Source organism: Sulfitobacter sp., assembly GCF_036960155.1.
Lineage (GTDB): Bacteria > Pseudomonadota > Alphaproteobacteria > Rhodobacterales > Rhodobacteraceae > Sulfitobacter.
In genome coordinates this window covers 1,162,561-1,179,131 of the sequence record NZ_JBALWB010000001.1, presented here as the reverse complement: position 1 = coordinate 1,179,131, position 16,571 = coordinate 1,162,561, and the positions used below count along the sequence as shown (strand labels likewise).

9 protein-coding genes are annotated in these 16,571 nt (G+C 53.5%); 4 read left to right on the top strand and 5 right to left on the bottom strand.

Annotation, left to right across the window (positions count from 1 at the left end):
- Positions 1 to 8: 8 nt before the first annotated feature.
- Positions 9 to 2,039, bottom strand: a complete 2,031-nt coding sequence (pbpC, locus tag V7775_RS05895) for a penicillin-binding protein 1C (RefSeq protein ID WP_335750924.1) — start codon at positions 2,037 to 2,039, stop codon at positions 9 to 11.
- Positions 2,036 to 7,450 carry an alpha-2-macroglobulin family protein gene (locus V7775_RS05890; protein ID WP_335750923.1) on the bottom strand — a complete coding sequence of 1,805 codons (5,415 nt, stop codon included), beginning with the start codon at positions 7,448 to 7,450 and terminating at the stop codon, positions 2,036 to 2,038. Before V7775_RS05890 ends, pbpC begins: the two co-directional genes overlap by 4 nt.
- A gap of 135 nt (positions 7,451 to 7,585) precedes the next feature.
- On the opposite strand from V7775_RS05890, the gene V7775_RS05885 reads away from it, so the two are divergent.
- The gene (locus V7775_RS05885) at positions 7,586 to 9,796 is read left to right on the top strand and encodes a response regulator (protein ID WP_335750922.1); all 2,211 of its coding nucleotides are present in this window, start codon (positions 7,586 to 7,588) and stop codon (positions 9,794 to 9,796) included.
- 190 nt (positions 9,797 to 9,986) lie between these two features.
- On the opposite strand, the gene yaaA is transcribed toward V7775_RS05885, so the two are convergent.
- From yaaA to V7775_RS05870, 3 genes are all read right to left on the bottom strand, one after another.
- The gene (gene yaaA / locus V7775_RS05880) at positions 9,987 to 10,754 is read right to left on the bottom strand and encodes a peroxide stress protein YaaA (RefSeq protein ID WP_335750921.1); all 768 of its coding nucleotides are present in this window, start codon (positions 10,752 to 10,754) and stop codon (positions 9,987 to 9,989) included.
- A 275-nt stretch (positions 10,755 to 11,029) separates the two neighbouring features.
- Positions 11,030 to 13,075 carry a DNA helicase RecQ gene (recQ, locus tag V7775_RS05875; protein WP_335750920.1) on the bottom strand — a complete coding sequence of 682 codons (2,046 nt, stop codon included), beginning with the start codon at positions 13,073 to 13,075 and terminating at the stop codon, positions 11,030 to 11,032.
- A 114-nt stretch (positions 13,076 to 13,189) separates the two neighbouring features.
- Positions 13,190 to 13,477, bottom strand: coding sequence for a YggT family protein (locus V7775_RS05870; protein ID WP_335750919.1), 288 nt, complete (start codon positions 13,475 to 13,477; stop codon positions 13,190 to 13,192).
- Between the two features lie 131 nt (positions 13,478 to 13,608).
- Here V7775_RS05870 and V7775_RS05865 point away from each other — a divergent pair, with 131 nt between their 5' ends.
- The 3 genes from V7775_RS05865 to mepA all read left to right on the top strand — a co-directional run bounded on the left by V7775_RS05865 (position 13,609) and on the right by mepA (position 16,565).
- Positions 13,609 to 14,151 carry an acyl-CoA thioesterase gene (locus V7775_RS05865; RefSeq protein ID WP_335750918.1) on the top strand — a complete coding sequence of 181 codons (543 nt, stop codon included), beginning with the start codon at positions 13,609 to 13,611 and terminating at the stop codon, positions 14,149 to 14,151.
- Positions 14,152 to 14,250: 99 nt separating this feature from the next.
- Positions 14,251 to 15,624, top strand: coding sequence for an MFS transporter (locus V7775_RS05860; protein WP_335750917.1), 1,374 nt, complete (start codon positions 14,251 to 14,253; stop codon positions 15,622 to 15,624).
- Entirely contained in the window at positions 15,621 to 16,565 is a 945-nt protein-coding gene (gene mepA, locus V7775_RS05855; RefSeq protein ID WP_335750916.1) for a penicillin-insensitive murein endopeptidase, read from the top strand. The genes V7775_RS05860 and mepA overlap by 4 nt, the downstream gene beginning before the upstream one ends.
- Positions 16,566 to 16,571 lie beyond the last annotated feature (6 nt).

Here is a 16,571-nt window from a genome sequence, read left to right as displayed (position 1 = left end):
CGCCGCAATTAGTCCAGCCGGATTTCAACGCTGGCACTGCGGCCTCTTGCGTCGATCACTGAAATGCGTGTGAACCCTTCGGCATCTAAGGCCAATACAGCATCACGTGCACGCAGGTGTGTAATCACTGGCAAACCGTTTACCAGCACAGTCAACGGTAACGCACCTGCCCGCAATTTGAGTGGCACACCAAAACCACTCCGCCTAAGGACCGCACCATCAGGCGGAAATGCGACAACGGGCCGATCAGGGCCCACTGCAAAAATAGCATCACGGCTGTGGAACTGGCGAAGTTGTTCAGGCAACTCCGCAGTTCCAACAATCAGTGCATCCTTTGGCGGCAGCGCAAGCGGGGCGCGTTCCGAGCTGATCCGTCCAAACGCTTCGAACAAGGCGGGAGCCGCAAGGGCACCGCCAAACACACCCGGTACAGGCGTCCCATCGGGACGTCCTAGCCAAACACCCACTACATGTCGCCCGTCAAATCCAACGGCCCACGCATCACGGTGACCGTAAGATGTGCCCGTCTTATACGCTATTTGACCCGCTGTGGCCGCTGACCCTTTAGGCGGCGCAATACCCGAAAGAATGTGGGACACCTGCCATGCAGCAACATCTGACATAAACCGAGTAGCCGTTTCATCTGACGCCTCTGACAGAACCTTCAAAGGCCGCGCCTGCCCCCCCTGGGCTATGCCAGCATACAGTTGGGCCAAGTCATGCAAGCTCATCCCGACACCGCCCAGCGCGACGGCTAAACCTGCCTTTCCCGATGGAAGCTGTGGCCGCGATCCAGCCCGTCGCAATCCAGCCATCAGTCGGGTTGGTCCCAATTCGTGGGTGAGCAGGACAGGTGGAATATTGAGAGACAGCGTTAAGGCATCGCGCACCGTGAGCATCCCGCGAAATTGGCCATCGAAATTCTGGGGCGCGTACCCGCCAAAACTCACAGGTGCATCGTTGATAAGGGTATCTGGATGCACCAGTCCTTCATCAAAGGCGAGACCATAAACCAGCGGCTTAAGCGTCGATCCTGGAGAGCGTTTCGCCGCCGTCATATCCACAAAACCAAGGGCGCCATCCTTGGACGCAAATACAGGCGACCCTACGTGAGCTAAGATTTCTCCGGTGGTATGGTCTGCAACCATGATCGCAGCCGAAACGCCGCGTTCCTGCCCCCAGATGATTCGCCGTGCTAATTCTTGCATGTTGCGCTGTAATTGGGCGTCAATTGTGGTGTCATGGCGCAAAGCCGCTGGGCGATCTCGGCGTAGCATCGCCGCCAGATGGGGCGCATCCTGCGGGATAGTACGCAAGGCACGTGGAATGTCAGGTTGGCGATTACCTGCGGCCAAACCCAGACGCTCCAACACTCTGGAACGTGCAGCATTAGCCGCTGCTGGTTGGCGGTCTGGCCTGCGCGCCTCTGGCGCTTGGGGTAGTGCGATCAAAAGTGCTGCTTCGGCTTGGGTTAGGCGATGCGGCTCTTTGCCGAACCACGCTAAGCTGGCCGCTCGCACCCCTTCAACAGCACCGCCATATGGCGCATGAAGCAGATACAAATTGAGGATTTCATCTTTGCTCAGACGCTGTTCTAGCGCCAAGGCAACGCGCATCTGACGCAGTTTGCCTGCCATGCTTCCCGTACCAGAGTTTTCCAGTAGCCGCGCCACCTGCATCGTCAGCGTCGATCCGCCCGAAACCACCTCACCATAACGCACTGCTTGTGTCCCAGCGCGGAGCAAAGCCCACAAATCTACACCGCCGTGCTGGTAGAACCGCTTATCTTCATACGCGATAAGCATCTTGATAAATTGCTGGTCAGTCTGGTCCACGCGCACGGCAAATCGCATACGGCCATCCTCGACCGGAAACGCGCGCAGCAAGGTGCCGTCGCGGGCCCGAACTTCTACTGCCACTTCGGACAGAACCGGGGGCAGGGTTGTTTGTGCAACCCAAATGTCCAGCCTGTCACGCCCATGCGCGGCCAGCCACAGCAGCACTGTGGCCACCGTCAGACAGGCGGCAATTCCTCTCATGGCGTAACGATCAACCGACCCGTTTCCGTATTCGCGCGGTACTCGGGGCGGTACATGTCAGACACAAGTGCTGCGGGATGATGATACTCCCCCGGTGTAACCGCGCGCACGACATAGGCCAGTTGGAAGGCTTCATCCCCTCTATGGTCAACTGCTGCCAAAAAGCGATCCGCTCGGAATTCGACATTCTGGGGATGGGTCGGTTTGATCCAATCAAGAGCCTTGACCGAGGCGCTGTTCAACAGATTGGGATTGACGATCTCAAATCCGCCGGGAAGGGGATCGTCGATCATCAATCGCGCACCGATCTCTTCAAACGGCTGTACGTCCAGAACGGCAACCAATCGCGTTCCCGATTTCACTGACCCTGTCACGGCTTCACCCTCCATCGTAAAGTACCTGCGGGTGAGCGCATAACCGTACCCACCTGCATCCGGAGCAACATTGGGAACTCCGTAGGAAGTTAGCGTGATATCTGTTGGTCCTTCGGCGATGTTTCGGATCAGTGATGTCGTCGGCGCGCGGTCGCTTATGGTTCGGACCAATTGACCAGTTACAGGCATGCTGTCGACCTCAATCCCCGCGAATGGTGCGCTATCCAATGCGTGGGCTGCCAGCACCACTTGCGCGGCTTCCTGGGTCGAAAGATTGCGGCCTACTTGCATCGATTGCGCCAGCCCGCCAAGATCGATCGCTTCACTGCGTGCTTCTGCAGCGAGCTTGAGCACCGCTGCGTGATCCCGCAAGCCACTGCCAAAATCATCGCGCCATAGTTTTTGATCTGGTGCCTTGAGAAGGAGTGCCCCTGCCCGCGCAAACATGCGATCTGCACGGGATGGATCTCCGTAAGCGGCCAAAGCTGCACCCAGTTGCGCAGCCGCCATAGGGGTAGAAAACGCAGCCGTCTTGGTATCGGCATAATACCGCAAATCGCCCATTTGAGCAGCGCCGGCACGTGCGAGCACCAACAGCGCATAAGCGATATCCTCACCGCCCGTATCAAAGTCGGGCGCAAAGTTGATGCGGTTGCGCAAATTGTCCAAAGCAGAGGCAAGCGCGGGTTGCGGCACAGCGTGACCTTGCGTCTGAGCGCGCCATAAAAAGTCGGTCACATAAGCATCAAGCCAGAATGCACCGGATTCGGCGCGCCATAACCCAAACGCTCCATTTGCCGATTGCCGGGCAAGAACACGTGAGATGCTGTCGGCAATCTTGGCGTTGATCTGTGCTGGCGCACCCAGACCTGTGTCCTCTGCCAGACCACTCAGATATAGTAATGGCAATGCACCAGAGGTGACCTGTTCGGTGCAGCCATAGGGATAGCGATCCAACTGGCGCAGCAAACCGGGCACATCAAAACGCGCAAGAGGTCCTGCAGTCAGCGTAGCGCTAGCCGTTCCCGCACGCAGACCAGTCAATGCCGCGGTATCAAAGGTGAACACCTCCCCAGCACCAAGGGTAAAGCGGCGCGTTGTTGCAACTTCGGGATCGTTAATCCGCACAGCCATCGCCAGTTCACGGCGCAGAACAGTGCCTTCAGGCGTTGTGAGTTGAACCGTGATTTTGTGATCGCCTATCTCACGCGCTGACAGATCAAGCGGCAGACGCAATGTCCCACCGTCAGAGATGTTCACCTCAGACGGCACCGAATCCATCGCAATTCCCGCATCGGCAAATACGTCGAGCGCCATCACGCCGCTTTCACCGCGCGTATGAATCATCTCAAGCAGCAATCTGCTTTTGTCTTGCGGAGCCATCAAGCGTGGTAGGCTCGCAGTTATGACAACCGGATCACGGGCGACAACGTCTTGAGTGGCATTGCCCACCGCTGTCTCGCTCCATACGACTGCCATTAGGCGAACCGTGCCGTTGAAAGCAGGCCGAATGACCTCGATCATTGCATTGCCATCAGCATCCACCCTGACTGGCCCACTAAAGAACGCCATCAACGCCTCGGTTGGTGGTGGCGATTGAATCTGCGCGGTGGCTACTGCATCCCCGCCTGAACGGGTGCTACCCATCGCGCCGTTTAACCCATCGATCAAACGTCCATAAACATCACGCAGCCCAACGCCCAAACGCCGTTGCCCAAAGTAGTGATCAGACGGATCAGGGACCTTGAAATCCGTCAGATTAAGAATACCCAGATCAACTGCGGCTAGCGTTACGTAAGCCGTCTCGCCTTGCGCAATCCCAGACACTTGAACTGGAACACGAAGGATACCTGCCTGCCCGTCCACTTCATCAGGGGCACCTAATGAGACATTCAATTGCTTGGTCGCAGGTAGAATACGAGCGTGTGCAATCCCAAGACTACGGGTTGGGTTTAGGCCCGCTTCTTCATTCATTGGGCGGATCACTGCGGCGCTCACATAAGCGCTGCTGCCCCAGTCTTCGGTCACTGTTAGGGGGATCACTGTTTCGCCCGCGCTTACGCTCAGAGTTTTTTGGTCGATCACCCGATTGGAAAGAACTGAAATCATGGCAACGCCAGCTTCGGGTGCGACAATCCTCAGGTTAGCGGTGTCCCCGACTTCATAGCTATCGCGGTCCAGTGACACTGCTAAGAAATCTGGCGTGGCAGAGCTGTCGCCTCCGCCGTACCAGCCCGATGCAACCGAGACCGAAGTAACCGCATATGGTTCGCTTAGGCTTTCTACTACCAATTCGTACTGGCCCCATTCTGTAGGCTGCGAAATGGCCGTTGGCTGAGCAGACAAAGTAAGCTCGCCGCTCGCTGAACGAATACGGCGTGTGATAGGTTCCCACGCCCAATTTCCACCGTTTTGATACCACTGATACCGCGTCTCGATGCGGTTAAAGGTCCAACGGACAGGCATTTCACCTTTGGTTGTGATGAGATCAAATTGCGCCTCAGCGCCCTCAGACAAAACGTCGTCGAATGCTGGTTTGATTCCAATCATTGAATTTTGCGGGGTTAGTGCCCGTGTCATGCGCCGCTCTACTGGGCGCCCTGAACCCTCAGAGATGCGCGCGACCAGAGACAACTCAAGAGGTTGGCTTGGCGCTTCATCAACTTTCGGCATATTGAGCAATAGACGCGCTGTGCCTCTTGCATCCGTGCGGGCCGGATCAAAATAGGTCGTGCGTGTGTTGAACCGTTGATCATGACGGCCAAACAGATACCCGTGATAGGCCTCAAGATGACGCGTTGTGCGCAGCCGCGCTTCGCCCTCAACCACCAGATCAGTTGCCGGTGCACCAAACAGGTATCGCGCATCTACTCCAAGCTGTGGCGCATCCCCAAGCTTTAGCGGCGCATCAGGCAAGGAAATATCAAATTCAATCCGGTCAGGCAGAAAATCCTCGACCAGAACGGTTTGAGATGACAGTGGCCCCTGCGCCGGGTCGGCAATCACGTCCAGACGCCATGCGCCGCGCGGTGCCTGATCCCCTATCGGCAAAGCAAACACATGCCCACCTGCAATAGCATTCGCACTCAATGCGCGGCTGTATTCCGCTCCATCAGGCCGTTTTAGCACGGCAACCAACGGTAAACCGTTCACCGCACGGCCCTGCGCGTCACGCGTCAGTACGGTTGCATATATTGTTCCGCCAACGCGATACGCCCCACGGTCAGTTGTAAGGAATGTGTCGACGGAAGGCGAAGGCGCACGGCCCTCCACTCCCCTGTCAGACAAATCAAACTCGGGATCAGTCAGCGATAAAAATGCGACATCACCTTGATTGTCATTCGCCAAAAGCAAGGCAGGCGCTGCTGCACCGCTGCCACGAGTCAGTCCCGCGGGAAAGTGAGCACGGCCTTGGGCGTCAGTCACCACCTCACCTAAAACGGCATTGGCGCGTGAGATTAAGCTAAGCGTGACACCACTGCGCACACCTGCATCACCAAGGCCCAGAACAGTGGCGTGTAACCCATCTATTCCCGACATCGTGCTTAAACCCAAGTCCGTGAGGATAAACCACTGCGTTGCAGCCGGATCATCATACGGATCAGCCCCTTTGATACTTGCTGTTAGCGCATAAATGCCTGCCGGTTGGTCGGCCAATGCATCGTTAAGCGGCAACCGTGTTGTCATCGCAGTATTGAGCGTGTTTTGCACAACGCCAGTACCGTTCCAGATATCCTGCGCGATCGTGGACGAAAAACTGTCTTCTTCATATTTGCTAAGCGGCTTACCAAAGTAGCTGTCTTGCATCGCTCTTAGCAGATTGCGGTCACTAACGCGGCGCAGCTTTAGCTCAACCGTGTCTGTGTTCACTGTCTCAATGGGCAAAGCAGCCTGTGAACTGCGAGGCAAAACATAAGACCGCCCCGCGAAACGGACCGAAGGGTCCCGGTCCCTAACATAAAGAGTGACAGATACGTCCTTGTGCAAAACTTCACCGCTGGCCGCTGGCAAGCCAGATCGGAAGGTCGCGGTATAGCGCTCGCCATGTGAAACGCCTTCAATGCAAAGCTCTCTTGCGCCAGTTTCCACAACCAATGTAGGGTTTTGAAGACGAACAAAGGGTTCATAATCAATTCCAGTTTTTACCAAATTTTCGGAGAATTCGGCGCAAATACGGGGTCGCGCACTGTTGTTGTCCACACGTGTATCGGTAATCCGGAACCCATATTTTCCAATTGCAATACCAAGCGCTTTTGCCAGCTCTTGCCGTGGCTCAGTCTCCTGCGCCAATCGCAGTGGCGCTATCATGTCGCGGCCTCGGTTGTTTGCCTCAAAGGCGCGGGCCATTAGATCAAGGGCCGTGACCTGCTCAGACTGCGTCTTGGCGCGTAGGAACGCATTGATGGATGCTGGCACAGCTTCGCGTCGAAGGCGACGAGCGAGATCGCGCGGGGTATCATCGCGCGGGCGCAAACCCAGCCATGCCATTTGCGCCCAAAGATCACCACGATCAGTTAATGCTACAGCACCACCCGCCCAACGGGCAGCAGCCCCAACATCCCCGCGCGAGATGGCCGCAGCCATCGCACCCATAATATCCTCTAGCGTATTGTTGCCAGCTAGATAGCGATCCGCATTGAATTGTACCAAGGTATCCGCAGCATCAAAGTCTGACGTTTTCAAAAACGCCAAATCATTTTTCCGAGATGCCGCTATTGTTTGAATTTCTGTTGGAGTGTTCAATTTGCGCGCTGATAGCGCGCCCTCAAAGAACTCTACTTCGGTCACATCAGATTTAGGAAAACAGGCATTCGAACGGGTGTTATATGTAAATGCGATGCACGCGGTCTGTGCATCACACGCCAGCGCACATGCCGTACGCGTAGTATCAAATAACGGACCCAAATCAGCACCGTAAAAATCGGCATCCTGTGTATAAACATACCGATGATCGGGCAGAGGTTCTTGCGCCATGCCCGCAGGAGCCAAGAGAGCAATCCAGAACATCGCTCCCGCCAAAACTTGCACAATACGCATGACAGAATCCTTTTTCCCTAAATACAGTCAGGGTGACATGTTGCCTATTACACAAGCAAGGGTATTGGCCTTAAGGCGATATTTACCTCCAGCAGCGCACAAACAAGTTTGCGACACGCTTCTAACGAGGGATGGATGAGCATACAGCAAAAACTCACCGAGGAACGGCGCGGCCGCTTGGCGGCTGAACGGCTTCTCGAACTCAAAAAAGCCGAGCTTTTTGCTGCTACCCGCAAAGTTGGCCGGAACAATCTGCAGCTTAACAACGAAATCGTGGACACACGCGCGTTGGTCGAAAGCATGGGCGAAGAGAATCGCAAAGTTAAATCTGACTTACAAGCCGCGCATCAGAAAATTGCTGTGGTGGAACGGCGTTTGTGGCATTCGATTTCTACAATCAAGGATGGTTTCGCGTTTTTCGACGGCGACAACCACCTCATTATGGCAAACGAAGCCTATTTAGCAGTTTTCGAGGGCCTAGAAGTAATCCAGCCGGGGGTGAACATCGTCACGATTCTGCAAGCCCTTACTGATGAAGGCATTGTGAACCTCAACGGCATGGAATCATCCGCTTGGCGGAAACGTTTGCTAACTAGGTTTCAGCAAGAAAAGCCGGATCCCGTGGTCATCCAACTTTGGAACGGCAATTACATCAAAATGGTCGATCAACGTGGCCCTAGCGGTGATATGGTATCACTCGGTCTCGATATTACGGCTACCGTAAAATACGAACGGGAACTGGATGCTGCAAGAGAATTGGCCGAGAGTGCTAACCGTGCAAAGTCGGCCTTCCTTGCAAACATGAGCCACGAAATCCGTACTCCTATGAACGGGGTTGTTGGAATGGCCGATCTTCTCGATGATACCATCCTGAACGAAGAGCAACGATTGTACGTTCAGACAATCAAAAATTCAGGCGAGGCCTTACTCGTTATCATTAATGATGTTCTCGATTACTCCAAGATCGAAGCAAATCGGCTTGAGCTAAATAATGAACCTTTTGATCTTGAGCGCGCCTGCCAAGAAGTGATCATGCTTTTACAACCCATGGCGCGTGAAAAGGGGCTGCAACTACTACTTGATTATGACCTATTCCTGCCAAGCGACCTATTGGGAGATGCTGGCCGTGTCCGTCAGGTCCTTACAAATCTCATCGGTAACGCCGTGAAGTTCACAACTGCGGGACACGTAATGATCCGCGTTACTGGTATGGCTGACGCGGATAATGGTACTGTTGCTGTACACATGGCAGTCGAGGATACGGGAATTGGCATCCCTGACCACATGACAGCGCATATTTTCGGCGAATTCAATCAAGTTGAAAACGAACGTAATCGTCAATTTGACGGTACTGGGCTGGGGCTTGCGATCACCAAACGTCTGGTCGAAATGATGAAGGGGGACATCTGGGTAACCTCTGAAGAAGGTATTGGGTCGTGCTTTGGATTCCGCGTTGAGATGGAGATCAATAAAAACGCCGACGCCGGGGCTCCTTCGATGCCACCGCAAATTCGCCGCGTTATGGTTGTAGATGATAGCGCAGCAAACCGCGCGATCCTTGAAAAACAGCTATTACAATTACAGTTGCAAACAATCCCTATTTCATCCAGCGATGCCGCGCTTGCCGCTTTGGATAAGTCGATTGATTTAATCATAACAGAGCACAATCCCCCCCACGTCGATGCACTATCATTGGCATCCGGATTGATAGATCGCGGCAGTGATGTTCCACTTGTTCTTCTCAGTGCTAGCCTTGTCAAACTAGAAGGAGACGCACGCGCAAGCCGGTTTTCTTCGATGATGCAAAAGCCATTACCACGTCGCGCGCTGTTTTCAGCGCTCAATCAAATCCCTCCAGAACCAAAGCATTTTCCGGCAAAATCAGTGCCCGCGCCAGTGCATCCGGGATCGCAAACGCCGCCCCAACAACAGCAAGAACTACGCAAGATGCGTGTTTTAGCTGCAGAGGATAATCGCACAAACCGGCTTGTGTTTAGCAAAATGGTCAAAGAATTAAACATCACATTGGAATTCGCCGAAAATGGCATTCAAGCGGTTGAAATGTATGAGAGTTTTAAACCTGATATTGTCTTTATGGACATTTCAATGCCTAAAATGGACGGCAAAGAGGCCACACAAGAAATCCGAAAAATCGAAACCTTAAGTGGCACGCACACTCCTGTGGTTGCGATGACAGCCCACGCATTACCAGATGATGATAAGTCCATTCTGGAAGCAGGCCTAGACCATTACTTGACCAAACCGTTGCGTCGGAAAATGATCGAAGATCACGTTATTCTTGCCCAACCAGAAGGGACAATTCCAGTCACAGAAATGATACCCTAGGCCTTTGCTTCCATCTTACCAAATCAACCGCATTTTTGGACCGGTTTGTGTTTTCGGGCAAGAACGTTCCCTTTTAAGGCCGAAAGGCGAATGCCAAACTGGGAACTCTCTATAAGATCAAATGGCCGTAAAAATTGGTTCTTTGCCAATGTCGCGAACACAACCAAGCTGTACTTCGTCGACTAAATTTCTAGTTTGCTGTTTTCAAGAAAACAGGACGGTCCGCAGTCGAAGTTTCCTTGTCAAAGGCATAACCACCTACATCAAACGAAGCCAAATCTTCGAGATCAGTGTAGCGGTTTTCCAAGGCCCAACGTGCCATCGCACCCCTCGCGCGCTTAGCAGAGAAAGAAATCATTTTCCGTACACCTTTTCGATCTTCTTCAAATCGTGGCGAAATGAAACGCAATTCTCCCAAAGCTGCTCGATCAACTGACTTCGAATATTCATCCGAAGCGAGGTTCAGAACTATGTTTGTCTGAACATCAGCAGCATCTTCGACCAATGCATTTGCGATCTTAGTCCCCCAGAATTTGTAAAGAGTTCCCGCCGAATGCCCCGGAACCTTTCGCCCCATCTCTAGTCTATACGCGCATACATCATCGGCCGGCCGTAAAAGCCCGTAAAGCCCCGAGAGTATTCTAAGCCGCCGTGTAGCTTCAGCCCGCGTGCCATCGTCCAAAGTTGCCATCTCTAAGGTTTTATAGACGTCGCCATCAAACATGTCGGCAGCGGCTTGCGCCTCGCCCGATTCCCGAGACCACGAAGAGAACCGCTCAGCGTTTAGTTTCGCAATTTTAGGTGAAACTTTCATCAAGTCTGCAATTTCAGTCTCTGACCAATTCCGCATTACCGCCATTAGCTCCTCAGCTTGATCGAGAAAACGAGGAGTAGTCGTTGCATGCCCAGCCGACCTGCCTTCGTTTAAGTTCTTAGCTGGTGATAGCAAAATTAACATAACGAACACTTTTCCTTCTTATAGGCGTTTTTAGAATTGAATGCAGAATTACCCTGATGATGGTTACATAGCTCTGCTGAGATTTTACACCAGAAATTGCACATAATTGCAGTTGAGGCACCCCTAGACTTGTAAACGCATAGTTTGGTGATTTTGGACCAGAGATATACGGGTTTGAGTAAGGAACTTCGGGTTTAAGTCAGTAAAAATGACAAGGTTAGATCGCATCAATTGGATGCAGTAGATCATACTATCCCATGGCCCCTATCCAGAAGTTAATCGGCGTCTTTTAGAACATCTAAAAACGCTGTCCCAAATCGTTCCGCACGACGGTCGCCCAAAAGTCGCTCGATAGCGCCAGCGTCTGCATTGCGCAGCTGCGCAACCTTAGCAAGCAACGACGCCGAACAGCTTAATGGCTTTTCTGTCCCCAATGCGCCACGTGATAGTTCCGCTTGTTTTTCCAACAACTGGTCATAGAGGGTCCCCGCGTCACGGCCTGCCAGCTTCAGGCGTTGCGGATGCATCATTTCGGCCTCACCGTTAATGACCTCCAAGAACGCGGCACCGTAACTGTCTAACTTCTTTGCACCAATTCCGTTCACGCCTGCCATCTGGTCCAGATTGGCGGGGCGGGTTTCGGCCATTTCGATTAACGTACGGTCGGTGAAAATGATATAGGCAGGTACTTTTGCAGCTTCTGCCAGACCGCGCCGCTTGGCCTTAAGTGCACTCAATAGCGGCGCATCTTCTTCATTCACCATTGCCTTGACTGCGGGGCGGCGCCCCGCGCCTGCCGCCTTGATGCTATCACGGCGTAAACTGATTTTTGCCTCGTCCCGCAAGATAGGTAATGCTGCGTCAGTCATGCGCAACGCGCCATGGCGGGCCGCATCGGGACGGATCAAATCTCGGCCCATCATTTGACGGAAAATGGCCTGCCACTCGGGTTTGGAGTATTCTTTCCCAACACCGTAGGTAGGCAATGACTGATGACCACGCTGCTTGACCTTATCAGTCTCGTTGCCAAGCAGAATATCTATCAAATGACCCGCGCCAAACCATTCTTCGGTGCGTAACATCGCTGACAGCCCTTTGCGAACAGCAGTTGTTCCATCAAATACATCAACAGGATTGTCACAAAGATCACAGCGGCCACAGGTGACCTCGGTTTCGTCGAAATACCCCAGCAGCGTCTTACGGCGACATTCCAACGCCTCCGCAAGCCCCAGCAAAGCATTCAGGCGCGCATGATCAGCGCTGCGCCGTTCAGGTGGTGCTGATCCTTCGTCAATTTGGGTGCGCCGTAGGCGGATGTCTTCGGGCCCAAACAACGTCAATGTCTCTGCAGGTGCACCGTCCCGCCCAGAACGACCAATCTCCTGATAGTAGGATTCGATGCTTTTAGGCAGGTCTGCATGCGCAACCCACCGGATATCCGGCTTATCAATGCCCATACCAAAAGCCACTGTCGCGGCTACAATCAAACCATCTTCTTGCTGAAACCGGCGCTCGGCGATGCGGCGGTCCTCAGCCTCCATACCACCATGATAGTGAATTGCGGTTTGCCCAACGTCATTCAGCGCCTTTGCGATGCCTTCAGTCTTGGCGCGGGTGCCGCAATAGACAATGCCTGATTGTCCGCGACGGGCCGCGGCAAAATTCAATATTTGATTCCGCGGGCTATTCTTTGCCGCAAACGCAAGATGAATATTTGGACGATCAAACCCACCCAAAAAGGAACGAGGTGCGGCGCCATCAAATAGCTTTTGGATGATTTCGGCCTGCGTCTCGGCGTCCGCTGTTGCCGTAAATGCCGCAAGCGGAACATCGAGCGCACGCTTTAGCTCTCCGATACGCAAATAGTCAGGGCGAAAATCATGCCCCCATTGGCTGACGCAATGCGCCTCATCCACAGCGATCAACTGTACACCAACCCGCTTGAGCATCCCCATGACAGATCCAGCTGCCAATCTTTCCGGTGCCATGTAGAGCAGTTTAAGCGTGCCCGCTTCCAACCCCTCCCAGACGGCGGCAGTTTCTTCTGGTGTATTGCCAGAGGTCAGCGCACCTGCGCCCACGCCAACTTCCTGTAGGGCGCGAACCTGATCACGCATCAGGGCGATCAACGGAGAGATCACCACGGTGACCCCCTCGCGCATCAACGCCGGAAGTTGGAAACACAGAGATTTGCCGCCGCCTGTGGGCATGATTGCCAACACGTTTTCACCGGCGGTCACTGCCTCAACGATCTCTTCTTGGCCGGGACGGAAGCCATCAAAGCCGAATACATCTTTTAGCAGCGGGGCAGCGCCGGACATAACTAAGACCTGAAGTTGGGAAATACAGCTTCCAGAGACTCACATATCGCCAAAGCAGGGGCAAGGGCTTCTCAGCCCTTTGCACCGTTTTTCAAACAGTCGTGAACCCTAAGATCAATAGAACAGCGCCGCGTTGTTGGTCAGCACAATCCGCGCAATTGCCACACCAATCAATACAGCAAGTGGCGCCAGGTCCATACCACCCATATTGGGCAACACACGGCGGATCGGCGCGTAAATTGGTTCAAGCAGACGATTTATCCCGTACCAAAGTTGCGCAACCAAGGGTTGGCGCGTGTTCAATACCTGAAAATTGATCAACCAAGACATCACCACATGGGCGATAATAAAGAACCAGAGGATGTTCAGCAAAAGCATCAAAATCATAAATATCGAAGTCACAGCATACGGTCCTTTTCCAAACGTCTGAACAGCAACTAAGCGCGCCATCCAAAAAGGACAAGGGTGCCGTGAGGTTTATAGTTGACGTTGCCTCGGCAAGGGTCATTTGACTGTGCCAAAGGAGACCCACAATGTTCCCGTTTATTCGACTATTTAAAGAGCTTTTTCTCGCCAGCCGTCAGCCCCGCTTTTCATCCCTGACCGAGACACACGTATCACACCATATGTGCTGGCCGCATGATTTGGACGGGTTTCTTGAACTGAATAATGGCCGCGCCCTGACATTATATGATTTGGGACGCGGCGCACTAGCCCAACGCGCGAGTTTAATAGCAATGTTGCGCCGCGAAAATTGGGCTTTGACCATGGCAGGGTCACACGTTCGGTTCCGGCACCGCATTCGCGGGTTTGAACGGTTTGAGATGCGTAGCCGCGCGGTATGTTGGGACGACAAATTCATCTATATTGAGCAGTCAATGTGGAAAAAGGACGGTAACTGCGCCAGTCACGTGCTTTATCGCGCGGCGGTCACAGACCACAACGGAATCGTCGCGGCCCCACGCGTTTTGACCTCTTTGGGGCTGGATGCGTCCTCTCCGCCCATGCCTGAGTGGATCGAAAGCTGGGTCCGCGCCGAAGCGATCCGCCCTTGGCCCCCTATGCAAGATAGCTGAGGCTACAGCAGTTTGCCTCATTCTCATTAGTTACAAACCGAACCTTGCGCCGCCGCATGCAGCCTGTTTTATGTTACTGTAAATGGGGAGAGACGGGTTATGAGTGCAATGTCAAAGCGCAAGCGTATTTGGGGATGGTATTTTTTCGACTGGGCCAGCCAGCCGTACAACACCCTTATACTTACGTTTATTTTCGGGCCATATTTCGCAGGCACATTATCAGACAACCTAATCGCCGAAGGAATGGCCAAAGACGCCGCCCGCGCACAAGCACAGGCTTATTGGGGCTGGGGCTTGGCAGTAACTGGTATTTTCATCGCTCTGCTTGCACCTGTTTTAGGTGCTATCGCTGATAATTCGGGTCGCAAGCTGCCTTGGATTTGGCTGTTTTCATTGATGTATTTCGTTGGCTCCGCTGCACTGTGGTGGACTGCGCCACAGGATTTCTCTGTCCTTTGGGCACTGTTCTTTTTTGGCATCGGCCTGATCGGGATGGAATTCGCGACGATCTTCACCAACTCCTATCTACCAGAACTAGATGACGACCCTGCCGAGCTGGGCCGCATCTCTGGTTCGGGCTGGGCGTTTGGTTATGTTGGTGGGTTGATCGCATTGGTGATCATGCTCCTCCTATTTCAGGCGACGCCAAATGGCACCACCCTCATTGGACTTAATCCGTTGTTCGGTATGGATACCGCCAGTAAGGCAGACACTCGGATTGTGGGGCCACTTTCTGCGATTTGGTTCGCCGTGTTTATGATCCCCTTCTTTCTGTTTACCCGCGATACGCACGCAGCGGACGCAAAGCGGTTAGTGATTGGCGACACTTTGCGCACTCTCGTCAAGACCCTCAAAGGCCTGCCAAAGCACCCTTCGCTGATGGCCTATCTGGGGTCGTCCATGTTTTATCGTGACGGGCTGAACGGTCTTTACACCTTTGGTGGTATTTATGCGCTGGGCGTATTGGGCTGGACCGTGACCCAGGTTGGGATTTTCGGAATTGTAGCGATAATCGCCGGTGCTGTTTTCTGTTGGATTTCAGGACGTGTCGACCGCAGGGTTGGACCTATGCCTGTGATTATTGTTTGCGTGAGTGTGCTGGTATTTGTATCCATTTTAATCGTAACAATCACGCCTCAGTCAATCCTGTTCATCTCCATATCTGAAGGAAGCAACCTTCCTGATGTCACCTTCTTTATTGCGGGTGCTGTGATTGGCGCTGCGGGCGGTGCCCTGCAGGCATCCTCACGCAACATGATGACACGTCAGGCAAATCCGGAACGCATAACCGAAGCATTTGGCCTTTATGCCCTATCTGGCAAAGCCACGTCATTCTTGGCGCCAGCTCTAATTGCAATAACAAGCCAGATCACGGGAAGCCAGCGGTTGGGTGTAAGTCCCGTTGTGGGGCTATTCATCATAGGATTGATTCTGCTAATCTGGGTTAAACCGAAGGGAGATTTTAGCAAATGAACATCCGAAAGCTAATGACAATTGCTGCCTTGGGCGTATTGGTTGCCAGCTGTGGCGGTGCCCGCGATATCAGCGGCACCAAAGAGCACAAACCTGAGTTGCCCACCATTGGAGAGCTTGCAGGACCACTTGCAAATGTTCAGGCCAAAAAGCTGTTCGGTACAAAATCTACAGCATCCCATCAGACCTCTGCTGCCTTTGGTAGCTACGCAAAGGGCTGTGTAGCAGGCGCAGAGCAGCTCCCCGAAAGCGGGCCGACATGGCAAGCCATGCGCCTTTCGCGCGGACGCAATTGGGGGCATCCAGAGTTGATCGATATGGTCAAAAAACTCAGCCAGTTTGCCGCTCAGCAACCCGGCTGGAACGGGTTGTATGTCGGTGATTTGAGCCAACCCCGTGGCGGCCCCATGTTGACAGGTCACCGCAGCCACCAGATCGGTTTGGACGCCGATATTTGGATGCTGCCTCCAAATTCCCTCAGCCTTACGCGCAAACAACGTGAGAATATCTCTTCTATCTCAACCCGCCGTGCCAAGGGCGCATATGTGAATAGTGCATGGACGCGTTCGCATCACCAGATCATCAAAGCAGCGGCCAAAGATCCGCGAACCGCACGTATTTTTGTGTTTCCTGGGGCAAAAGTGCAAATGTGTGCAGATGAGAAAGGCGATCGCAGCTATCTGCGCAAAATCCGCCCTTGGTACGGCCACCACTATCACTTCCATGTGCGTTTGGCCTGCCCCAAAGGTGCGCGCGGATGTCGCGACCAAAACCCACCACCAGCCGGCGATGGTTGCGCAGATGCGCGTGAATGGCAGGCAAACATCTTGAACCCACCAAAACCCAAGCCCGGGAAACCCGCAGCACCGCGCAAGGCGCGTCGCGAATTGGTTTTGGCTGATCTACCAGCTCAGTGCAAAGCTGTGCTCGACGCCAAGTGATTAGAC

What these genes read in the sequence shown, in the direction of transcription:
- pbpC (WP_335750924.1), bottom strand. Translation starts at nt 2,039, where the DNA reads ATGAGAGGAATTGCCGCCTGTCTGACGGTGGCCACAGTGCTGCTGTGG.
- V7775_RS05890 (WP_335750923.1), bottom strand. Translation starts at nt 7,450, where the DNA reads ATGCGTATTGTGCAAGTTTTGGCGGGAGCGATGTTCTGGATTGCTCTC.
- V7775_RS05885 (WP_335750922.1), top strand. Translation starts at nt 7,586, where the DNA reads ATGAGCATACAGCAAAAACTCACCGAGGAACGGCGCGGCCGCTTGGCG.
- yaaA (WP_335750921.1), bottom strand. Translation starts at nt 10,754, where the DNA reads ATGTTAATTTTGCTATCACCAGCTAAGAACTTAAACGAAGGCAGGTCG.
- recQ (WP_335750920.1), bottom strand. Translation starts at nt 13,075, where the DNA reads ATGTCCGGCGCTGCCCCGCTGCTAAAAGATGTATTCGGCTTTGATGGC.
- V7775_RS05865 (WP_335750918.1), top strand. Translation starts at nt 13,609, where the DNA reads ATGTTCCCGTTTATTCGACTATTTAAAGAGCTTTTTCTCGCCAGCCGT.
- V7775_RS05860 (WP_335750917.1), top strand. Translation starts at nt 14,251, where the DNA reads ATGAGTGCAATGTCAAAGCGCAAGCGTATTTGGGGATGGTATTTTTTC.
- mepA (WP_335750916.1), top strand. Translation starts at nt 15,621, where the DNA reads ATGAACATCCGAAAGCTAATGACAATTGCTGCCTTGGGCGTATTGGTT.